The sequence below is a fragment of the Thioalkalivibrio sp. ALJ21 genome (genome assembly GCF_000378605.1).
Taxonomy (GTDB): domain Bacteria; phylum Pseudomonadota; class Gammaproteobacteria; order Ectothiorhodospirales; family Ectothiorhodospiraceae; genus Thioalkalivibrio.
This window is the reverse complement of record NZ_KB905155.1, coordinates 1,186,188-1,206,358: the sequence shown is the minus strand read 5'-3', so window position 1 is coordinate 1,206,358 and position 20,171 is coordinate 1,186,188. Positions and strand designations below refer to the sequence as shown.

The window sequence follows — 20,171 nt, the reverse complement described above, 5'->3', positions numbered from 1 at the left end:
CGTCGGGCGGCTGTCGGCATGCCATAATGCCAGCATGAGGATCGAAAGCGACGAAGACCCCCGTAGTGCAGGACTGTTTCCGGGGCGCGAGGGTTCCGCCAGCGACACCCCGCCGGACCCGGTCATCCATAAGGGATACGCCACCCTGAGCCTGCGTCAGATCGACGAATGGAACGGTGTGCCCAAGGGCACGGCCTTTCGTCTGTTCAAGGCGCAAAAGGATCAGCTGCGCGAGGGGCAGGACTTTTTCTACATCCCCGAGGGCAAGGACCCGGAGCTGACCGAGACCCTGCGCATGGACGGCCGAATCTACCCCTCCACGGTCCATCTGCTGCTGATGACCACGACCGCCTACGCGCGGATGCGCGAGGAGTGGCACCGGCGTATCCACAAGACCGGCTGCGGGTGCCCGGAGGAACACTAGGATGAATCCGGAGGCGTGCCGTTCGAGGCTGGGTGAGGGCAAGCCACAGCAGTGGCGGTGCAGCCTCTCGCCAGAACGGGAACGCCGCGTCGGGGCGCGATGGCCGGAATCTCGGCGCGGGCGGGTCTGTTGATCCGCGTCTCCCTGGAACAGTGGCGCATGCTGCAGGCGGTGGTGGCCGCCGGCGGCTTTGCCCGTGCGGCGGAACAGGTCCACAAGAGCCCCTCCAGCGTGAACCATGCGGTGCAGAAGCTGGAAGAGCGCCTGGGCGTCGAGGTCTTCGAAGTCCAGGGCCGCAAGGCGGTCCTGACCCCGGCGGGCGAGGCGCTACTGCGCCGTGCCGAGCACCTGTTGGAGGAGGCCGCCGAGATCGAGGCCCTGGCCGGTGCGCTCGCCGCCGGTGTGGAGTCCGAGGTACGGCTGGCGGTGGACCAGATCCTGCCACGGGGCCCGGTGATCCAGGCGCTGGAGCATTTTTCCCGAGCCTATCCGGCCACGCGTGTCCAGTTGGAGGAGGTCGTCCTGAGTGGCGGTCCGGAAGTCCTGCGCGAAGGCCGGGTGGATATCCTGATCGCGCCGGAGTTGCCGGGCGGCTATCTGGGCGCCTGGCTGGCGGATCAGGTCATGGTCTGCGTGACGCACCCGGGACATCCGCTGGCTGATGGCCGGCGGCTGACGCGGCGGGACCTGCAGGCGCAGCGGCAGATCGTGGTACGCGACTCCGGCGAACAGCAGGCCGGGGAGGGTGGCTGGCTCGAGGCCGACCAGCGCTGGACGGTCTCGCACATGAGTACCGCGCGCGAGATCCTGTGCTCCGGGATCGGCTTCGCCTGGCTGCCGCTGGATCGTATCGCCGAGGATCTCGAGCAGGGGCGCCTGGTCGAATTGAACCTGGAGGCGGGCACGCGCCACGAGGTGCCGTTCTACATGGCGCACGCGGATCGCGACCGCGCCGGGGCCGCCAGCCAGGCCCTGATGGAGGCCCTGGAGGCCGCCTTCGGCGGAAGTCCGTCAGAGCCCCCTGAACGGTAGGAGCCTGCTTGCAGGCGAAGCCCCTGCCCGCGTCGGGCAGCAACAAGCCGGGGCCCAAGCCACCCAACCAGCAAGGAAACAATCGATGTGCGGGATCGCGGGAGAATTCGTCTGGGGTGAGCGGCGCGCCAGCGGCGAGGCCGTGGCGCGCATGCTGCCCTGCCTGGAACGGCGCGGGCCGGATGCCGATGGGCTCTGGGCCTCCGGGCGGGTCGCGCTGGGGCACCGGCGCCTGTCGATCCTGGATCTGTCGCAGCGCGCGCACCAGCCGATGTTCGACCCGGAGACGGGGCTTGCGCTGGTTTTCAACGGTGCGATCTACAACTTCCGCGCCCTGCGCAGCGAGCTGGAGGGCCGCGGCCATCGTTTCTTCTCCACCGGCGATACCGAGGTCATCCTGCGCGGCTACGCCGAGTGGGGCGAGGGCATCGTGGCCCGGCTGCACGGCATGTTCGCATTCGCGCTGTATGACGGCCATGCCCAGCGCCTGCTGCTGGCGCGCGACCGCATGGGCATCAAGCCGCTGTACCTGGCGCGCACCGGCGACGGCATCCGCTTCGCCTCCAACACCCAGGCCCTGCTGGCGGCCGGCGACGTGGACACCGAACTGGATGCCGAGGCACTGCACATGCTGTTCTCACTGCACGCGGTGGTGCCCGCGCCGCGCACCGTGCTGCGCGGCATCCGCAAGCTGGAGCCGGGGCATTACCTGAGCATCGATGCACGCGGCCAGGAACGGCTGCAGCGCTACTGGACGCTGCATGCCCACCGCCCGGACGCGGCCGTATCCGACGCCGAGTGGCAGGAACGTATCGAACACAGCCTGCGCAGTGCCGTGCGCAAGCGCCTGGAAGTGGCCGACGTGCCGGTCGGCGTGCTGCTCTCCGGCGGCCTGGATTCCTCGCTGCTGGTCGCCCTGGCGATGGAGGAGGGTGCGCAGGACCTGCGCACCTTTACCGTCGGCTTCGAGGACCAGCCGGAGGAGAAGGGCTCGGAGTTCGAGTACTCCGATCCGGTCGCCGAGCGCTACGCCACCGACCACCAGGCGACCCTGATCCCTAACGACCAGGTCTTGGCCCGATTGCCGGAGGCGGTGGGGGCGATGGCCGAGCCGATGTTCGGCCAGGACGCGGTGGCCTTCTACCTGCTGTCCGAACAGGTCTCGCAGCATGTGAAGGTGGTGCAGTCCGGCCAGGGCGCGGACGAGGTCTTCGGCGGCTACTTCTGGTACCCGCAGATGGCCGAGGACCGCCACGGCGACTGGGTGGAACGTTTCCGCCGCCACTACTTCGACCGCGACCACCCGGAGATGGCCGAGATGCTGCGTCATCCTCCGGCGAACGACGTGACCGGCGACTGGCTGCACGAGCAGTTCGCCGAACTCGAGACCGACCGTGCGGATTCCTTCATCGACGCGGTGCTGGCGCTGGATGTGACCACGCTGATCGTGGACGACCCGGTCAAGCGCGTAGACAACATGACCATGGCCTTCGGCCTCGAGGCACGGGTCCCGTTCCTGGATCACGAGCTGGTGGAGACGGCCGCCGCGATGCCGCCGCACCTGAAGCTCGGCGACGGCGGCAAGGACGTGCTGCGCCGCATCGCCCGCGGGCGCCTGCCGGACGCGGTGCTGGACCGGCCCAAGGGCTACTTCCCGGTGCCGGCGCTGAAATACGTGCGCGGGGACTTCCTCGAGTTCATGCGCGACATCCTGACCTCGCGCGCCTCGCGCGAGCGCGGCCTCTATCAGCCGGCCTACATCGACAAGCTTCTGGATGCCCCGGACCAGTACTTCACCCGCATCCAGGGGTCCAAGCTCTGGCACGCGGCCCTGCTCGAATACTGGCTGCAGACCCACGTGGATCGGTAAGCGCTGCATGGACCGGGTGCGGATTCGGCGCGTCTACGATCCGGTCGGGCCCGACGACGGGTTCCGCGTGCTGGTCGATCGGCTCTGGCCGCGCGGGGTGAAGAAATCCACACTCGCACCGGATGCCTGGGAAAAATCCATCGCGCCGTCCCCGGAACTGCGCCGCTGGTTCGGTCATGACCCGGGGCGCTGGCGCGATTTCTGCCGCCGTTACCAAGCGGAACTGGGGGCGGCCCCCGAGGCCTGGGGCCGGCTACTGGGGTACGCCCGCCGTGGCCGCCTGACCCTGCTGACGGCCACGCGGGATGTGGAGCACAGCCACGCGGCGGTGTTGCGCGATCTCCTCAATGCCGAGAGGGCCGAGGAGGAGCACACCGGCGAACGTGCTTCGCCTGTGTGCTTCGCCCCCGACGAGCCCGGGGGCGATCCGGATTGATCGCTCAGGATTCCTTCAGGCGCGGCATCAGCATGGTCAGGTTGCAGGGCATGGTGCGGTCGTCCAGCTGAGCCTGGATGATGCGGTCCCAGGCGGTGCGGCAGGCGCCGGTGGAGCCGGGCAGCACGAAGACATAAGTGCCGTTGGCCACGCCCGACAGCGCGCGGGATTGCAGGCTGGAGGTGCCGATCTCCTCAAAGGAGAGCATGCGGAACAATTCGCCGAAGCCCTCGATGGTCTTGTCCAGCAGCACCGAGGCGGCCTCCGGCGTGCCGTCGCGGCCGGTGATGCCGGTGCCGCCAGTGGTCAGCACCGCGTCGATCTCCGGATCGGCAATCCAGCGCGAGAGTTCGGCGCGGATCGCGTAGATGTCGTCCCGGACCACGCGGCGCTCGGCCAGGCGGTGCCCTGCGCCCTCCAGTCGCTCCACCAGGGCATCGCCGGAGCGGTCCTCGGCCAGCGTTCGGCTGTCGGATACCGTGAGGATGGCAATGTTCAGCGGGGTCTGGACGGGGGTGGTTTCCGGGCTCTTCGCGCTCATGGGCAACGTCCTGTTGGTGTATCGTGAGCGCCCATCATAATGAATGCGGGTCCGGTCGCGGCAATGCGGCCGGATCGAGACGTCTGGAGTCAGCAGGAATGTCGGAGCGGGTACAGAAGGTCCTGGCGGCGCGCGGTCTCGGTTCGCGGCGCGAGATCGAGGGCTGGATCGAGCGCGGCGAGGTGAAGGTCAACCAGCGCACGGCCAAGCTGGGTGACCAGGTAGGGCCGAATGACGTAATCCGCGTGCGCGGGCGCGTGATTCACATGGCGGAGCATGCCCATCGCTGGCTCGTGTATCACAAGCCGGTCGGCGAGATCTGCAGTCGCAGCGACCCCGAGGGCCGCAAGCCGGTGTTCGCCAGCCTGCCGCGCCTGAAGGGGCAGCGCTGGGTCGCGGTCGGGCGCCTCGACCTGAACACCTCGGGGCTTTTGCTGTTCACTACCGATGGCGAACTGGCGAATCGCCTGATGCACCCCAGTCATTCGCTGGAGCGCGAGTATGCGGTGCGGGTGCTGGGCGAGGTCCCCGACGATACGCGGCGCATGCTGCTGGAAGGGGTCGAGCTGGAGGATGGTCCCGCGCGTTTCGATGTCCTGGAAGAGCGCGGCGGCGACGGTGCCAATCACTGGTTCCATGTCGTGGTCAGTGAAGGCCGCAACCGCCTGGTGCGCCGCCTGTGGGATGCGGTCGGCGTGACCGTGAGCCGGCTGATCCGGGTGCGCTACGGACCGGTGGTCCTCGGGCGCGGCCTGAAGACGGGCGCCTCCCGCGATCTGGAGGTGCGCGAGGTCGAGGCGCTGTACGAGGCGGTCGAGCTGCCCGTGCCGGAGTCCATTCGCGAGCGGGGGCGGCGCCGCGGGCCGGGGCGCAACACTCGCCCGGCGCGCGGCAAGCGGGCCAAATCGGGCGGGCGCGTACGCGAAGCGGATCGCTGGACCTCCACCAAGCCGGGCAGTGGCCCCGGCAAGGGCGGCAAGACCGGGCGTTCGGGGCCGGGAGGTTCCGGGCGCAAGGGCGGGCCACGCAAGCCGGGTAGTCGGGCGCGTTCCTGATGCCATTGCGGGTGGCCGAGGTCGGGCAGCGCCTGCAGGGCGCCTACGGCGATCTGCAGTGGTGGCCGGCGGAGTCGGCGTTCGAGGTCATGGTGGGTGCGGTGCTCACGCAGAACACCAGCTGGACCAATGTCGAACGCGCGATCGCCAATCTGCGCGCGGCGGATGTGCTGGATCCGGAGTCTCTGCTGGCACTTCCGCACGAGACCCTCGCCGAGCACATTCGCCCGAGCGGGTACTTCAACGTGAAGGCCGACCGGCTGCGACACCTGCTGCGCTTTCTGGAACAGCAGGGCGGGGTAGAAACCCTGGCCCGCATGGAGACCGAGGCCCTGCGATCGGCCCTTCTGGGCGTCAAGGGCGTGGGGCCGGAGACCGCGGACGACATCGTGCTGTACGCCTTCGAGCGGCCCGTGTTCGTGGTCGATGCCTACACCCGGCGGCTGTTCGAACGGCTGGGCCTGCCGCATGCCCGTGGTGCCTACGACGACCTGCGGGCCTATGTGGAGTCGGAGCTGGGGCCGGATGCGCAGGCCTTCAATGATCTGCATGCCCTGATCGTGGAGCACGGCAAGCAGCGCTGCCGTCCCAAGCCGGCGTGTAAGGGATGCCCCCTGAGCGACGTCTGTCCCGGACGCGTGGTGGTTTAGAACTCGTGCAGGCAGGCCATTACGCTGGACTGCTGCACCGCCATCCCCTGGCGGTGATCGTGACCGCTCAGCTCTTTGCGACCTCGCTGTGGTTCAGCGTGAACGGGGTCGGGCTGTCCCTGCAGCAGGCACTGGGCTGGACGGCGACCGAGATCGGCTGGCTGACGATGGCGACCCAGCTGGGGTTTATCACCGGCACCCTGGTGGCGGCCGCGACCGGCCTGGCAGACCGGGTGTGTGCCAGTCGCCTGTTCATGGTGTCCGCGCTATTGGGCGCGCTGGTCAATGCCGGGTTCATCCTGCTGGCCGGCGTCTGGGAGCTGGCGCTGGCGGTGCGCTTTGTCGTCGGGCTGTGTCTGGCCGGGGTGTATCCGCTGGGCATGAAGCTGGTGATCAGCTGGACGCCGCAGCACAAGGGCTGGGCCCTGTCCTGGCTGCTGGGGATGCTCACGCTGGGAACGGCGCTTCCTCATCTCCTGCGGGGCGTGACCCTCGACCTGGTCTGGCCGGTGCCGATGATGCTGGCCTCGGTGCTGGCCGTGGCGGCCGCCTGGATGATCGCGCGCCTGGGCGACGGGCCGCATCTGCCGCCGTCGGGGCGCACACCGGGGTTGGGCAAGGGCTTTCGTGCATTGGGCGGGCGTGACTTTCGTGCGGTGGCTGGCGGTTACTTCGGCCATTGCTGGGAGCTGTATGCCTTCTGGACGCTGGTTCCGCTGCTGGTTGCGCATGAACTGGCCCGTCTGGATGCCCCCGCCGGGCTGGTGCCCTGGCTGGCCTTCGCGGTGATCGGGCTGGGTGCCGTGGGCTGTGTCTGGGGTGGCCGGCTGAGTCGCCGTTTGGGAAGCCTGCGTGTCGCGCGGGTGGCGCTGGCGACATCCGGGCTGGTGTGCCTGCTGTATCCGTTGTTGGCGGGCCTGGCCCCGTGGCTGCTCCTGGGACTGCTGGTCCTTTGGGGCCTGACGGTGATCGCGGATTCGCCCCAGTTCTCGGCGCTGGCTGCGGAGAGTGCGCCACCGGATGCGGTGGGCTCTGCCCTGAGCGTGATGAATGCCATCGGCTTTGCGCTCACCCTGCCTTCGATCCTGGTGACCGCCTGGCTGTGGGATGACCTGGGGCTGTGGGTGTTGTGGCTATTGCTGCCCGGGCCCGCGCTCGGGTTGTGGGCGCTCAGCCGACTGTCGGGTCCACGGGGCGCCGGGAGGCACTGACGCATTCAACGTGTCCCGGATGGGTTACGTGTCTCCGGCTACAAGCCGGTCGCGCCCCTGGGCCTTCGCGCGATACAGACGCCCATCGGCCCGATCGATCAGGGCTTCGGGCGTGAGGTGCTCCGGGTCGCACTCGTCGGACCAGGCCAGGCCGGCGCTGACCGTGAAGGCCAGTGATTCGCCCTCGAACCGTGTGTCGAGTTCGCGGGTGGCCTGCAGCAGGCGCTCGATCGCGGTGGTGGCGGCCTCGTGATCGACATGGCTCAGCACCACGATGAATTCCTCGCCGCCAAAACGAGCGACAATGTCGAAGACCCGGTGCTGGCGTCGCAGCAGATCACCGAAGTTGCGCAGCACCTCGTCGCCGGCCAGGTGCCCATGGGTGTCATTGAGGGCCTTGAAGTGGTCCAGATCCAGAATCGCCACGGCAAAGTGTTCGCCGTGGCGGCGCCAGGCCTCGATCTGTTCGCGCAGGCGCTCCATCAGGTAGCGGCGGTTGTACAGGCCGGTCAATGGATCGGTGATCCCCAGATCGCGTAGCTGGATCTCCAGGTGGTTACGCTGCAGTGCCTCCGAGATCAGGTTGCCGAGCACCAGCAGCAGTTCATCCTGATCCTTGCGCCAGGTGCGCGGGCGCAGCATGTCCATCCCGACAAAGCCGGTGACCTGCTGTCCAGTCAGGATGGGTACGCAGATCAGGGTCTTGACGCCTTGTCGCCGGAACAGCTCGCGTTCGGTGGCCGCCTCCTCAGGGAGGTCGTCCACCACGGGGATCACCACCGGTATGCGCTGCTCGATCATTTCCAGCATGCGGGTGCGCCACCAGGGCAGTTCATTGAGGTCTACATCCCGCAGCTGATCCATTACGGAGAACACACCGGGGGCACACCATTCGTGGGTGTTGTCCATATGGTCGCCATCCGCTGACAACTCGAACAGGTAGCAGCGGTCGCTCTCGAAAAAGCGCCCGATATCGGCCAGCGCGGCGTCCAGACGTTCGTCCATCAAGTCGGCGCTGGCGGTTACAAAATCCGAGGACAGGTGCGCCAGCATGGCATTGAAACGCGCCTGGTACTGAAGCTCGTCGTGCATGCGGCGGCGATCGGTGATGTCTCGGGCTACACCCACATAGCCCGTGATCTCGCCCGTCGCGCTGCGGATCGGGGCGCCGCTCGAGACGTGCCAGCGCCATTCCCCTTTTTGATGCCGGATGCGGTACTCGATTTCCTGGTCGTTTTTCTCGGAGCGGATGGTGCGCTGGAGGAAGCGGCCCAATTCCTCGCGGTCCTCCCGATGGACGTAATCGGTGATGGGGGTTCCGGTCGTTTCCTCGGCGGTATAAGCCAGTACTCGTGTCCATTGCGGCGAGACATAGGTGATGGCGCCGTCCGGCGTAAGGGTGTAGATGATGTCGCCGATATTCTCGACCAGCTGGCGGTACTGGGCCTCGCTGGTGCGCAGTTGATCCTCCAGCAGTCGCCGTTCGGTGATGTCGTATATCGTGCCAATACTGGCCGAGCCGCTTTGCAGCTCTACGCGGCCGGCGGTCAGGTCGACCCAGCGGGTCTCGCCCTCGCCGGTGATGACCTTCATCTCGTAGTGATCCGGCACCTTTTTGCCCGCGATCCGGTCGCGGGCCCGCTGGGTCACGGCCTCGCGCTGTTCCGGGTGGATGATCTCGTAGAAGGGCTGGTTCAGCAGCCAGGATTCGGGGCGCTGAAGGATACGGGAAAGGGCCGGATTGACGGTCTGGAAATGGTCGTTCTGGAGGATGAATACCCCGGCTGCGGCGTGTTCGGTCAGGGTACGGAACAGCTCGCGCTCATCCTCGAGCTCCGCGGTGCGCTGGCGAACGCGTGTTTCGAGCGCGCGCCGCTGGCGAAGCAGCAATGCGGCATACAGCAATACCGCCAGCAGGCCCAGGCCAATGACGGTTGGGAGCAGCCAGGTGGGGATCACCTCGACCGTATCCGAGTGGATCCAGCGCTGCGTGATCTGGCGCAGCAGTTCGTCATCCAGCTGGGCGATGGCCGTGTTGATTTCGTCCAGCAGTTCCTCGTTACCGTGCGTTACCGCTGCGCGCAGGGGCTGCTCGTAGAGCAGCTCCAGGGGGTGAAACATGCCCGGCTCGCCATGACGGTCCAGCAGGTACATGGCGACCGGGTAGTCGCCGACGAAGACATCGATCATGCCTTCCACCGCGGCGCGCACCATTTGCTCGTTGTTGTCGAAGACCTGCAGCGGGTGCTCGGGTCGTTCGCGCCGCATGAACTCGAGTTCGAAGCTGCCCGCCACAACGCCTGCCGGCTTGTGTGCGAGTTCGCCCAGTTGGGCCACGGGCGCGCCGGTACGCACAAAGGCAAAGGTGCGCAGGGGGAACAGCACGTCGCTGAAGACCAGCGTTTGTTCGCGTTCGGGAGACTGGATTAGCCCGCCGTGGACATTGGCCTCGCCGTCGCGCACGAGATCCAGGGTGCGCGGCCAGTCGACCAGCCGGAACTCCACCGGGCGGTCGAGTTCGTTTGCGAGTTCCTGCCACAAATCGACCAGCAAGCCGCGTGGCTTGCCGCCATTGTCGGCGAAGGCAAAGGGTGGCCAGGCATGGTCCTGGGAGACGATCAGGGGTTGCGCCGACTCGTCGGCCTGAGCGCTGGCGCTGCAAGGCAGCAGGACCGCCAGGGTCAGGGCGACGACTGCCCATACCGCGTGCCACTCGCGAAGCCGCTGGAAAGGGCGGGGGAAGCCGGTATCGGGGTGGAGTGGTGTCACGTCGTTTCGGGCCGTGGCGATGAACTATCGTGACACAGTCCTTGCGTATTGCCGACCCCTATCGATCGGGCGTCCCGAGGCCATCCCCCAGATGCTGATGGGCCTTCTCCAGGAGTTCGGCCGCCAGGTCGGGTTCGTGGCGCAGGCGGCGTCCCCAGTTCGGGAAGACGTTTTGCTCCTCGCGGCTTTCGTGTTTGGCGAGGGCCCCGGAGATCAGGGCGAAGAACGGGGCCACCATCCACGCCTCGTCGACACCTTCCTGGAACTCGTGTTCCAGCAGCGCGGTTTGTTCCAGGATCTCGTCATGCTCGCGCAGCATGATCGTGACCGGGTCCTGGCTGCCGACTCCGCGCGCAACCTCAAGCGTCGGGACGATGAGTTCGTTCTCCACATGAACGTGCCGGCGCAGGCCTTCCACGTAGGCCCGAAAGTCCGGTGCCGCGCCCTCGAGATCGCCAGCATTGACCTTGTGCAGGGCACTGGCGAACAGCCGGTCGATGCGCAGGTGGTCGCGCTGAAGCAGATCGACAAGATCCACGGGCGCGACGTCCTCGCGGCGCTGGACGCGCAGTTTCCACAGCGGCGGGCCACTTTCCTGCACCTGCCAGTGGATGGCGTGGCGCAACTGCAGGCTGACCGCATCCATCAGCAGCTGCGGCTCCTGATCCAGCCAGACGTCGAAGACCTGACCCGGTTGCAGTTCACGCAACGTGTAGTAGGCGCGGGTGTGCGCGTGATCGGCGAGTCCCCGCAGGTCCAGCAGGAAGTCACTCATTGGCGGGCTCCGTGTACGCATCCGGTATGCCGCGCCGGTGCGCCATGGAGCGTCCGATACGGGCGCGTTCCTCGGCGCTGAGCAGGTGTTCGGCCAGCGGCAGTACGGCTTGTTCCTCCAGCTCGAGGTGGGCCCGGTAGCGCTGTATCCAGTCAGCCGCGCCTACCAGCGGATCGGCGTGCCCTGCCGCAATGCGTTGCAGGGCCGGCTCCAGGGCGTCCCAGCCAGCCTCAAGACGGGGGTGCTCCGCGCTCAGGCGGTCCATCCACTCACTCAGTTGTGGGTGGGCCTCGGGGTGGTCGCGGTACGCATGCAGGATCGGGAACAGATCCTGGTCCTCGTCGGCGTGATGTTGCGGGGCGGCCTGCTCGAAATAGGCCAGCACACGGCGAGCCGCGGATTGGGCCTCCGCGTCGGCCCCGTGCTGCTCCAGGTGTTCCGACAGCCGCTCCATTGTGTCGAGGCAGTTGGTGATCCGCCGATGACAGGCCCGCAGGAGGTCGAGCGGGCGGTGGAAGCCGGGCGCGGGTTCATGGAGGTGCAGTTTCATCAATAGGCTCGGATGGCGGGGCAATCGGCGTGTGTTCAGAGCACATGTGGGGCGTACTGTCTCTGAAGGCGCAAGCGTCCGTGTTGATCTCGATCAATGTATTTACGATGGATCTTATCGTAGTCTAGCCTCGCTGCAGAACAAACAAAAAGGGAGCAAACGAGACATGCATCCACGCAACCGGATGTTCATCCTGGCCGCGCTGGCCTATGCACTCCTGGGTGGACTCATCGGCATCCTCTGGCTGGCCCATCCGGGGCTGATCCCCGGCAATGTGCCGCGCATCCATGGTCATCTGATGCTGCTGGGCTTTGTGACCATGATGATCTACGGCGTGGGGCTCCACGTATTGCCGCGCTTTTCCGGGCGCTCGCTGTTCTCGGAACGGCTGGGGCATGTGCAGTTCGTGCTGGCCAATCTCGGTCTCTGGGTGATGGTCGCCGGCTGGGTGATCTTCCATAACCCGACGGTTGCGATCGGCGGGGCGATGGCCTGGGCGGCGATGATCCTGTTCGCACTGAATATCGCACTCACCGTGCGCCACTACGGTCCGAAGGGGGCGTGATGAGCCATACCGAATACAACGGCTGCGAGCTGCCGGACGACCTGTTCTACGACCTCGACTATGTCTGGGTCCGCCCGGAGGACGACGGTACCTTTACCCTGGGCATTACCGATCCCGCCCAGACGATGGCGGGGCGCGTGCAGTACTTCCGTTTTCGCAAGCCCGGGTCGCACCGGGCCGCGGGCAAGCCGGTGGCGCGGCTGGAGTCCGGCAAGTGGGCGGGGGGCATCCCCACGCCCTTCGACGGCACCATCGAGCGCATTAACCCCGCCGTGGAGGCCGACCCCGGACTGGTGAATGTGGCCCCTTATACCGATGCCTGGGTGGTGGTGATGCGCCCGGACGACCCGCAGAAGGCGCTGGAGCGGCTGCATACAGGGACCGAAGCCGTCGAGGGGCTCAAACAGTGGATCGACCGCTACGACATCCACTGCATGCGCTGCGCGGACTAACGGGGGAGGCCGATTCATGAAGGTGGAACTGCTGGTGTCCGAATGGTGTGCCTCCTGCCACGATGCCGAGCGCATCTGGCGCGAGGTGGCTCAGAAGAAGCAGATCGATTTCGCGGTCGTCGACATGGGGCAGCCGGAGGGGCGTCAACTGGCGACCCGGTTGCGCATACGTTCCATCCCGGCCGTGGTGGTGGACGGCGAGCTGAAGCACATCGGGTTGCTGGACCGCACGGCTGCGACTGCGCTGGTTGCCGAGGCGCCGGAGCGCACGCAGAAGACCGCGCGTCATGTCGGGCTGGGACTTTCGGCGTCCAGCCGTGCCTCCGTGCTGGGCGCGATGATCTGGTTGCTGATCGCGGGTGCGGCCTTGCCGCTGGGCGGCTTCTTCCTGGATGGCGCCACGCGCCCGGCTGCACTGCATGGCTTTACCCTCGGGTTCCTGCTCCTGCTGATCATGGGCCTCGGCGAGCACATGCTGCCGCGCTTTACCGGGCACCCGATCGCGGGTGGCTGGCTGTGGGCCTGGACGCCGCAGGTGCTGGTGCATGTCGCGGTGCTGGGCATGGGCTTCGGCTGGCTGCTGAGCGTTCCAATGCTGACCGCCGTCGGTGCGGTGGCCGCATTTGTCGGGCTTGCGCTGTTTACGCTGCGCGTCGCGCCGCTCCTGCTGCGCCCGTCCCTGTGAGGGTCCTGCTTCTGCCGAGGCGGTAGAATGTTGCGCATGGGCCTTCAACGGAGCCGCTGACAGTGAGTCTTTTCGACAAACGCATCGCCGAACTGGAAGAAAAGCTGCCGCATCTGGACCCCGCGGAACTGGCCGACTGGCGCCAGGCGGGGCGGTCGTTTCTGCTGGTGGATGTGCGCCAGCAGGAGGAGGCGGCCGAAGGCAGTATTGAAGGCGCGGTGAATATCCCCCGGCCCAAGCTGGAGGCCACCATCGAATCCCACATGCAGGACCCCCAGCAGCCCGTCGTGGTGTTCTGTGGGGGCCGTGGCCGGTCCCAGCTGGTGGCCGACAGCCTGCGCGCGATGGGTATCGATGCCCTGGTCCTGCGCGGTGGTTACGCCGCGTGGCGGGAGACCCGGACTCCATAGCCAGGAGAGGGCGGTGCCGAGCCGTGGTATGGCTTTTCCGTCTCGTCTTGGCTAGTCTCGGAGCCTCGTGTTCCGGTTTCCGGAAAGTCTCGAAAGTTTCTTGCCTGGCGCGTCTCCCCGGAGGCGCGTTCTGCATTCTGGAGTGTGAAAGTGAACAAGCCGAAGATCGTCGTCTCCAGCACGGACATGGAGCGCCTGGACAAGCTGCTGGAATCGCTGCCGGACGACAGCTTTCCCGGCAAGGCCGACCTGGAGGCCGAGCTGGACCGCGCGGATGTCGTGGATTCGCACGAGATCCCGGGCTCGGTGGTTACGATGAATTCGAAGGTCCGGTTCCGGGTGATCGAGTCCGGCGAGGAGTTTTCGCTGACGCTGGTCTACCCGCGTGACGTGGACGAGAGCGATGGCACGCTGTCGATTCTGGCGCCGGTGGGCAGTGCACTGCTGGGTCTGTCCGAGGGGGACGAGATCGAATGGCCGCGCCCGGGTGGCGGGAAGATGCATGTGCGCATCGAGGCCGTCGAGTACCAGCCGGAGCGCGCCGGCGAGTATCACCGCTAGCGAGTTCAGTTGCGTCAGGCGCTGACTCGCTCAGCACTGTTCCCAGGGCAGCCCGTGGTAGCGCCAGCCACCGCGGGTGGAACGCTGGTGGTGTTCGTCCAGCGGTCCTTCAAAACCTTCTTCCACCGAGTACACGTTCTCGATACCGGCATCGACCAGGGCCTGGCCAGCGGCCAGCGTGCGCTTGCCGCTGCGACAGATCAGGTAGAGCGCGGGGGCATCCTCGCTGTGATCCTCGGCCCCGCCCAGCAGCAGCTTGCGTACCTGGGGCACGAAGTGCGGATTCACGGTCCAGTCCGGCTCGTCGATCCACGGGATATGGATGGCGCCCTGCGGGTGCCCGACGAACAGGAATTCCATCGTCGAGCGGATGTCGATTAGCAGGTCGCGCGGGCGCTCCTGCAGACGCTGATGCGCCTCCTGGGGGCGGATCCGCCGCACGCCGGGCGCGGGAACCGTCTTCTGATTGGCGAGTGGATCTTTCATCAAGGCTCCGGGCGTGGGTCGGCGGCCGTCCCCAGGGACTCGTTACATCGCGAAGTCGAGTCGCTCCTGAACCGAGTCTAGCGCGGCCTGGGCGCATTCTTCATCCAGATCACCACCAGGGGCACCGGATACGCCCACCGCGCCGATCATGCTGCCGGCTACCTCGATCGGCAGCCCGCCTTCCAGCATGATGATGCCGTCCACGTGGTTCATTTCCATGCGAATGTCTTCGCGGTTATCACGGAAGTTGCCGGAGCTGGTGCCGGACATGACCGTGGCTCGGGCCTTGTCGCCGGCGATCTGGATGGTCTGCACGGCGGCCAGGTTGTCGCGCAGCACGGCGCGGTCGTTGCCGGCGCGGTCGACGACCACGGCGCTGGTCTGGTGTCCCTTTTCGCGGCAGGCCAGCACCGCGGCCTCGGCGATGTCGTTGGCCAGCTCCATGCTCATCATGCGCTGGTTGAACACGTCGGCCTGGGCCACGCTGGCCAGTCCCAGACAGACCGCGGCGGCGGTACCGGCGGCCAGACGCTTGATCGAACGCGACATATCCATCTCCTGTCTTTTGTTATGGGTGCTGCGCTGCCGATCATGGCAGAAATTTCGTGGCTTTGCCGTCCGGTCGGGGCGGCAACAGGCGACAGCACCGCGCGGCGCGGATACACTATCGCGCATGTCGGGAAACAGCTTTGGGCGACTGTTCGTCGTCAGTACCTTTGGTGAGAGTCACGGGCCGGCCCTGGGCGCGGTGGTGGACGGCTGTCCGCCCGGTCTGGAGCTTTGCGAGGCGGACCTGCAGTTCGACCTCGATCGCCGCCGGCCGGGACAGTCGCGCCACACCACCCAGCGGCGAGAGCCGGACCAGGTACGCATCCTGTCCGGGGTGTTCGAGGGCCGCACGACCGGGACCCCGATCGGCCTGCTGATCGAGAACGTCGATCAACGCTCCAAGGACTACAGCGAGATCATGGATCGCTTCCGTCCAGGGCATGCGGACTACACCTACCATCGCAAGTACGGCCTGCGCGATTACCGCGGCGGCGGGCGCAGCTCAGCGCGCGAGACCGCGCTGCGCGTCGCGGCGGGTGGCATCGCCCGGCGCTACCTCCAGCAGCGTTACGGGATCGAGATTCGTGGCTGGCTGTCGCAGCTGGGCCCGATCGAACTGGAGGCGAAGCAGCCGGAGATCGTCAACGACAATCCGTTCTTCTGCCCCGACCCGGACAAGGTCGCGGAGCTGGAGGAATACATGGATGCCCTGCGCAAGTCCGGCGATTCGATTGGCGCGCGGGTGACTGTCGAGGCTGTCGGTGTGCCGGCAGGCTGGGGCGAGCCGGTGTTCGATCGCCTGGATGCCGAACTGGCGCATGCGCTGATGAGCATCAATGCGGTCAAGGGTGTGGAGATCGGGGCCGGCTTCGAGTCGGTGACCCAGCGGGGTACCGAGCACCGCGACGAGATCACCCCCGAAGGTTTCCTGTCGAACCACGCCGGCGGCGTGCTGGGCGGGATCAGTACCGGCCAGGCCGTGCGTGCCAGTATCGCGCTCAAGCCGACCTCCAGCCTCCGTCTGCCAGGGCGCAGCATCAACACCGCCGGCGAGCCGGTGGAGGTGGTCACCAAGGGCCGCCATGATCCCTGCGTGGGCATCCGTGCGACCCCGATCGCCGAGGCGATGATGGCGCTTGTGCTGATGGATCACGCCCTGCGCCATCGCGGACAAAACGCCGACGTCGGTGACACCGGCCTGCCGGAACTGCGCGACCTGCCGCACGACTGATATGGGCGCGTACCGCCGTGCCCGCATCGCCGGAGGCCTGTTCCGGTGATCCCCAGCGCGCGCCTTTCCACGGTCTACTTCTTCTATTTCGCCAGTCTCGGCGCGTTCATGCCGTTCTGGGGTCCGTATCTGTCCGAGGCCGGCTTTAGCGGGTCGCAGATCGGCGAGCTGATGGCCATCGTGCTCGCCACCAAGATCATTGCGCCCAACGTCTGGGGCTGGCTCGCGGATCGCGCCGGCGCGCACATGCCGATCACCCGCTGGGGGGCCTTTGGCGGCGTGGTCGCCTTTGCCGGGGTACTGCTCTACACCGGCTACTGGTGGCTGGCCGTGGTGATGGCCGCGTTCAGCTTCTTCTGGAATGCAATCCTCCCGCAGTTCGAAGCCACTACGATGCGCACCCTGGGCCGCGATGCCCATCGCTACGCGCTGGTCCGGTTATGGGGGTCGGTCGGGTTTATCGTGGCGGTCGCGCTGCTGGGCTGGGCCTTCGACCATATCGACATCGCCTGGCTGCCCTGGATCGTGCTCGGCATTTTCGCGGCCCTCTGGCTGGCGACGCTCTGGGTGCGCGAGCCGGTGCGCGATATGGAGCAGGACAACAATGTCCCGGCGCTGGTCGCGGTACTCAAGCGGCCGGAGGTGATCGCACTGTTTCTGGCCTGCTTTTTCATGCAGGCGAGCCACGGGCCGTACTACGCGTTCTTCACGCTGTACCTGGAGGAGGCCGGGTTCTCGCGTGCGGTGGCCGGGCAGCTGTGGGCGCTCGGAGTGGCGGCGGAGGTGGTCCTGTTCCTGCTGATGCCGCGGCTGATCCTGCGCTTCGGGGCGTGGTTCCTGGTGTCGGTGGCACTGGTGCTGACCACCCTGCGCTGGGGGCTGCTGGCCGCGATACCCGACTCCCTGCCCATGCTGCTGTTCATCCAGGCCCTGCATGCGGCGAGCTACGGCGTCTATCATGCAGCCGCCATCTCGCTGATCCATTACTTCTTCCCCGGGCGCCTACAAGGGCGCGGGCAGGCCCTGTACTCCTCCCTGGCATTCGGGATGGGCGGTGCCACCGGAAGTCTGGTCGCGGGCTACCTTTGGGACGGCATCAGCCCGGCCTCGGTCTATGTGTTCGCGGCGTTTCTGGCGGCGGCTGGCGTGCTGGCCTCGGTATACGGGGAGTGGCGTCACAAGACGCCGGTGCGCACGCCATAGGCCGCCCGGCGTGAAGCGTCAGGTGCGCCCGTTCTCGGCATCGAGCCGGCGTTGCACGCGGGTCATCAGCTGGCCGGAGACGCGTTCGACCAGTGAGTGCGCGGCGCGGCGTACCGCGGCTTCGAGCAGCGGGCTGCCCAGGCGGTACTGCAACTCGAACTCCACCTGCGTGTGACCGGGCTCGCCGGGGCTCAGGCGGTAGCTGCCCCTATTCTGGATGCCACGGATCGAGCGCCAGGCAAAATACTCCGGGCGTGCGGCCTCGCAGACCTCCACATCGAAATGCAGCTTCATCCCCGCCGCGCGGATGGTCCAGCGGTAACGCGCATCCCCCAGCGGCTCGATATGCTCGACGTTGTCGCACAGATCGACAAAGTTGGGCACGTGGCTCAACAGGTCGAAGACCTGCTCCGGTTCCGCGTGGAGAGAGGTATTGTGAGTGAGCTGACGCATCGTCCGGGCGTTGGGAAGGGTGTTGCTGTTCAGAGGCTCGCGCAGGCCGTGGGTTCCATGCAAGCGAGTCGACGGCGGGCTACGATGACGATTCACCCCTACCGGTTACCGCGATGTCCGCCCAGCCCGTCCCCGAACCCGAATTTCTCGAGCGCTTTCAGGCGGGCAGCACCGGCGTGTTGCACTGGCACGACCTGGATGCCTTGTGGGCACGCTTGCGCGAACGGGCGGACGGTCACTGGTATATCTATGCCGTGGGCGATGCAGTGCCCCAGGCGCCGGTCTCGGCGGAGGATTTCCGGCGCTTCCTGGAGGAGGTCGATCGCTTGCTGCGGCAGGACCACGACGAGGATTACTGCGGCATCGTTTATGTCGACGATCGCGAGGCGCCGGAATTCGTAAAGATCTTCGACCCGAACCACCTGGGGGCCAGTTGCGGGTCGTCGGGGCTGAGGATACTGCCCGGCTGGGTACTCTCGCGGGTGCCGCCGGTGGATCTGCAGGCAGCGATGCCGCCGACCGGAAGCCGTCGGCGCTGGTGGCAGCGCCTCTTCTCCCGATAGACAGGTTCCAGGTGGCTAGCGCGCCGCGAGGCGCTGGATGCACTCGAGGTAGGCGTTCTGGTCCGGCGCCACGTTGTTGCGCTGCGCCTCCCACAGGGCCTGACCCAGGCATTCCATCATCCGGTGCTCGGCGTCCATCACCCCGAAGCGGGCGCACAGGCTCGCATGTGCGGCCTGAATGCCGGCGGGGCGGTCGGTGCGGGCCTGGTCGCGCAGGCTCAGGTGCATGGCCATGTGCAAAAAAGGGTTGGAGGTGCCCAGTTCGGGGGGGAATTCGCCGGTCAGCGCGGTCTCTCGGTCCTTGATGTACTCGTGGTACTCGGGGTGTTCCGATATCACGTCCACCAGCTGCTGTTCCAGGTCGGTCAGCGTCTCGCCAGCCTGCGCCTTGTGCCAGGCGTCGACGAACTGGGTGCGGATCTGGTCGCGGTTGCCGTACATGGGGTGTTCCTCGAAGGTATGGGGGTGGTCAGGCGCCGATGGGTGGCGGCGTCTTCGCCTTGTATTCGCACAGGTCCTCGATCGGACAGCGCCAGCACTCGGGCTTGCGCGCCTTGCAGATGTAACGCCCGTGCAGGATCAGCCAGTGATGGGCGTCCTGCAAATAGGGCTTCGGGGTCAGACGCATCAACCGCTTCTCGACCTCGAGGACGTTCTTGCCGGATGCCAGTCCGGTGCGGTTGGCGACGCGGAAGATATGGGTGTCCACCGCGATGGTGGGCATGCCGAAGGCGGTATTGAGGACGACGTTCGCGGTCTTGCGGCCCACCCCCGGCAGGGCCTCCAGCGACTTGCGGTCGCGCGGGACCTCGCCGCCGTGCTGGTCGACCAGGATGCGGCAGGTCTTGATCACGTTCTCGGCCTTGGCGTTGTACAGGCCGATGGTCTTGATGTGTTCCTTCAGCCCGTCGAGGCCCAGCGCGAGGATGGCCTCGGGCGTGTTGGCGACGGGGTAGAGGCGGCGGGTGGCCTTGTTCACGCCGACATCCGTGGCCTGGGCCGACAGGATGACCGCGATCAGTAGCTCGAAGGGGGTGTTGTACTCGAGCTCGGTGGTCGGCTCGGGGTTCGCCGCCTTCAGGCGTTCGAAGATGGCTTCACGCTTCGCGGCGTTCATTAAGCAGGTTTCCCTAAACAAACCGGCCCCGCAGGGCGGGGCCGGATGCTGCGGCAAGGCTGCCGATCAGACGTGGCGGAACAGACCGACGTCCGGGGCCGCTTCGCGCGGGTTGGACTCGGCTTCCTTCTCCAGGTCCTTGATCATCTTGGCGTGCTTCTCTTCGAGATCGTGCATCGCCTTTTCGTCCATCTTCGGGAAGATGACGTCACGGATGAACGAGCCCAGCTCGTCCAGGCAGCTCGGCCAGTACTTGCCGTTCAGATGGAACGAGTGGTGGGCATGGGTGCCCATCGGATAGCTGTCGAACTTGGTGATCATGGTGTAGGAGAGGTCGGCGTCCTTCTCGACGAAGTCCTTGGCCCAGTCGTACCACCACTTGTAGTACTTCTCCTGCAGGTCCTCGTTGAACCCGTGGTTTTCGAAAAAGGCGGCGATGGTGCCGCGCGGGGCGAGGCCGTAGCGCGTGCCGCGCTTACCAGCAAACGGGAAATGTCCAGCCATGCCAATCTCCTGGGACGTTTGGATTGCCGGGGCCGGGCCCCGGTGAAACGGAATTCGTGGCGCCGGAAGTTTACTCGCT

At 66.7% G+C, this 20,171-nt stretch carries 25 protein-coding genes; 15 read left to right on the top strand and 10 right to left on the bottom strand.

Annotation, left to right across the window (positions count from 1 at the left end; translation table 11 throughout):
• Positions 1–34: 34 nt before the first annotated feature.
• From F579_RS0105645 to F579_RS0105630, 4 genes are all read left to right on the top strand, one after another.
• Positions 35–424 carry a hypothetical protein gene (locus F579_RS0105645; RefSeq protein ID WP_018994001.1) on the top strand — a complete coding sequence of 130 codons (390 nt, stop codon included), beginning with the start codon at positions 35–37 and terminating at the stop codon, positions 422–424.
• A gap of 99 nt (positions 425–523) precedes the next feature.
• Positions 524–1,456 carry a LysR family transcriptional regulator gene (locus F579_RS0105640; protein WP_019025181.1) on the top strand — a complete coding sequence of 311 codons (933 nt, stop codon included), beginning with the start codon at positions 524–526 and terminating at the stop codon, positions 1,454–1,456.
• A gap of 85 nt (positions 1,457–1,541) precedes the next feature.
• Positions 1,542–3,326 carry an N-acetylglutaminylglutamine amidotransferase gene (locus F579_RS0105635; protein WP_019025180.1) on the top strand — a complete coding sequence of 595 codons (1,785 nt, stop codon included), beginning with the start codon at positions 1,542–1,544 and terminating at the stop codon, positions 3,324–3,326.
• 7 nt (positions 3,327–3,333) lie between these two features.
• The gene (locus F579_RS0105630; RefSeq protein WP_019025179.1) at positions 3,334–3,762 is read left to right on the top strand and encodes a DUF488 domain-containing protein; all 429 of its coding nucleotides are present in this window, start codon (positions 3,334–3,336) and stop codon (positions 3,760–3,762) included.
• Positions 3,763–3,766: 4 nt separating this feature from the next.
• On the opposite strand, the gene moaB is transcribed toward F579_RS0105630, so the two are convergent.
• Complete coding sequence (gene moaB / locus F579_RS0105625) at positions 3,767–4,303, bottom strand: molybdenum cofactor biosynthesis protein B (protein WP_019025178.1); 537 nt, start codon at positions 4,301–4,303, stop codon at positions 3,767–3,769.
• Positions 4,304–4,401: 98 nt separating this feature from the next.
• Here moaB and rluB point away from each other — a divergent pair, with 98 nt between their 5' ends.
• From rluB to F579_RS0105610, 3 genes are read left to right on the top strand one after another with little or no spacing between them, the layout of a single operon-like run.
• Positions 4,402–5,358, top strand: coding sequence for a 23S rRNA pseudouridine(2605) synthase RluB (rluB, locus tag F579_RS0105620; RefSeq protein WP_019025177.1), 957 nt, complete (start codon positions 4,402–4,404; stop codon positions 5,356–5,358).
• On the top strand, positions 5,358–6,008 hold the full coding sequence (locus F579_RS0105615; RefSeq protein ID WP_019025176.1) for an endonuclease III domain-containing protein: 651 nt from the start codon (positions 5,358–5,360) through the stop codon (positions 6,006–6,008). Before rluB ends, F579_RS0105615 begins: the two co-directional genes overlap by 1 nt.
• Before the next feature lie 5 nt (positions 6,009–6,013).
• Complete coding sequence (locus F579_RS0105610; protein WP_019025175.1) at positions 6,014–7,219, top strand: MFS transporter; 1,206 nt, start codon at positions 6,014–6,016, stop codon at positions 7,217–7,219.
• A 24-nt stretch (positions 7,220–7,243) separates the two neighbouring features.
• On the opposite strand, the gene F579_RS0105605 is transcribed toward F579_RS0105610, so the two are convergent.
• The 3 genes from F579_RS0105605 to F579_RS0105595 all read right to left on the bottom strand — a co-directional run bounded on the left by F579_RS0105605 (position 7,244) and on the right by F579_RS0105595 (position 11,313).
• Positions 7,244–9,898, bottom strand: a complete 2,655-nt coding sequence (locus F579_RS0105605; protein ID WP_026301117.1) for a diguanylate cyclase — start codon at positions 9,896–9,898, stop codon at positions 7,244–7,246.
• 148 nt (positions 9,899–10,046) lie between these two features.
• Positions 10,047–10,763 (bottom strand): hemerythrin domain-containing protein, encoded by a 717-nt coding sequence (locus F579_RS0105600; protein WP_019025173.1) that lies wholly within the window; start codon positions 10,761–10,763, stop codon positions 10,047–10,049.
• Positions 10,756–11,313 carry a hemerythrin domain-containing protein gene (locus tag F579_RS0105595; RefSeq protein WP_019025172.1) on the bottom strand — a complete coding sequence of 186 codons (558 nt, stop codon included), beginning with the start codon at positions 11,311–11,313 and terminating at the stop codon, positions 10,756–10,758. The genes F579_RS0105600 and F579_RS0105595 overlap by 8 nt, the downstream gene beginning before the upstream one ends.
• 166 nt (positions 11,314–11,479) lie before the next feature.
• Between F579_RS0105595 and F579_RS0105590 the strand changes: the two genes are divergently transcribed.
• From F579_RS0105590 to rnk, 5 genes are all read left to right on the top strand, one after another.
• Entirely contained in the window at positions 11,480–11,878 is a 399-nt protein-coding gene (locus F579_RS0105590; protein ID WP_019025171.1) for a hypothetical protein, read from the top strand.
• Positions 11,878–12,330: a glycine cleavage system protein H gene (locus tag F579_RS0105585; protein ID WP_019025170.1), complete on the top strand. Its 453-nt coding sequence runs from the start codon at positions 11,878–11,880 to the stop codon at positions 12,328–12,330. The genes F579_RS0105590 and F579_RS0105585 overlap by 1 nt, the downstream gene beginning before the upstream one ends.
• A 16-nt stretch (positions 12,331–12,346) precedes the next feature.
• Positions 12,347–13,015 carry a thioredoxin family protein gene (locus tag F579_RS0105580; protein WP_019025169.1) on the top strand — a complete coding sequence of 223 codons (669 nt, stop codon included), beginning with the start codon at positions 12,347–12,349 and terminating at the stop codon, positions 13,013–13,015.
• 62 nt (positions 13,016–13,077) lie between these two features.
• Entirely contained in the window at positions 13,078–13,425 is a 348-nt protein-coding gene (locus F579_RS0105575) for a rhodanese-like domain-containing protein (protein WP_019025168.1), read from the top strand.
• A gap of 150 nt (positions 13,426–13,575) precedes the next feature.
• Complete coding sequence (gene rnk, locus F579_RS0105570; protein WP_019025167.1) at positions 13,576–13,986, top strand: nucleoside diphosphate kinase regulator; 411 nt, start codon at positions 13,576–13,578, stop codon at positions 13,984–13,986.
• Positions 13,987–14,016: 30 nt separating this feature from the next.
• Here the strand turns inward: rnk and F579_RS0105565 are convergent, their stop codons facing one another.
• On the bottom strand, positions 14,017–14,472 hold the full coding sequence (locus tag F579_RS0105565) for a rhodanese-like domain-containing protein (protein WP_019025166.1): 456 nt from the start codon (positions 14,470–14,472) through the stop codon (positions 14,017–14,019).
• A gap of 42 nt (positions 14,473–14,514) precedes the next feature.
• Positions 14,515–15,021 (bottom strand): heme-binding protein, encoded by a 507-nt coding sequence (locus F579_RS0105560; protein ID WP_019025165.1) that lies wholly within the window; start codon positions 15,019–15,021, stop codon positions 14,515–14,517.
• A gap of 124 nt (positions 15,022–15,145) precedes the next feature.
• On the opposite strand from F579_RS0105560, the gene aroC reads away from it, so the two are divergent.
• Complete coding sequence (aroC, locus tag F579_RS0105555; RefSeq protein WP_012983107.1) at positions 15,146–16,252, top strand: chorismate synthase; 1,107 nt, start codon at positions 15,146–15,148, stop codon at positions 16,250–16,252.
• Between the two features lie 45 nt (positions 16,253–16,297).
• Positions 16,298–17,455: an MFS transporter gene (locus F579_RS0105550; RefSeq protein ID WP_019025164.1), complete on the top strand. Its 1,158-nt coding sequence runs from the start codon at positions 16,298–16,300 to the stop codon at positions 17,453–17,455.
• 18 nt (positions 17,456–17,473) lie between these two features.
• On the opposite strand, the gene F579_RS0105545 is transcribed toward F579_RS0105550, so the two are convergent.
• Positions 17,474–17,908, bottom strand: coding sequence for an SRPBCC family protein (locus F579_RS0105545; RefSeq protein ID WP_019584607.1), 435 nt, complete (start codon positions 17,906–17,908; stop codon positions 17,474–17,476).
• Positions 17,909–18,021: 113 nt separating this feature from the next.
• On the opposite strand from F579_RS0105545, the gene F579_RS0105540 reads away from it, so the two are divergent.
• Positions 18,022–18,471 carry a hypothetical protein gene (locus F579_RS0105540; RefSeq protein ID WP_019025162.1) on the top strand — a complete coding sequence of 150 codons (450 nt, stop codon included), beginning with the start codon at positions 18,022–18,024 and terminating at the stop codon, positions 18,469–18,471.
• Positions 18,472–18,486: 15 nt separating this feature from the next.
• Here F579_RS0105540 and F579_RS0105535 read toward each other — a convergent pair whose 3' ends face one another.
• The 3 genes from F579_RS0105535 to F579_RS0105525 all read right to left on the bottom strand — a co-directional run bounded on the left by F579_RS0105535 (position 18,487) and on the right by F579_RS0105525 (position 20,092).
• The gene (locus F579_RS0105535) at positions 18,487–18,912 is read right to left on the bottom strand and encodes a DUF1841 family protein (protein WP_019025161.1); all 426 of its coding nucleotides are present in this window, start codon (positions 18,910–18,912) and stop codon (positions 18,487–18,489) included.
• Positions 18,913–18,940: 28 nt separating this feature from the next.
• Positions 18,941–19,588 carry an endonuclease III gene (gene nth / locus F579_RS0105530; protein ID WP_019025160.1) on the bottom strand — a complete coding sequence of 216 codons (648 nt, stop codon included), beginning with the start codon at positions 19,586–19,588 and terminating at the stop codon, positions 18,941–18,943.
• 66 nt (positions 19,589–19,654) lie between these two features.
• Positions 19,655–20,092 (bottom strand): hypothetical protein, encoded by a 438-nt coding sequence (locus F579_RS0105525; RefSeq protein WP_012983101.1) that lies wholly within the window; start codon positions 20,090–20,092, stop codon positions 19,655–19,657.
• Positions 20,093–20,171: the final 79 nt, after the last annotated feature.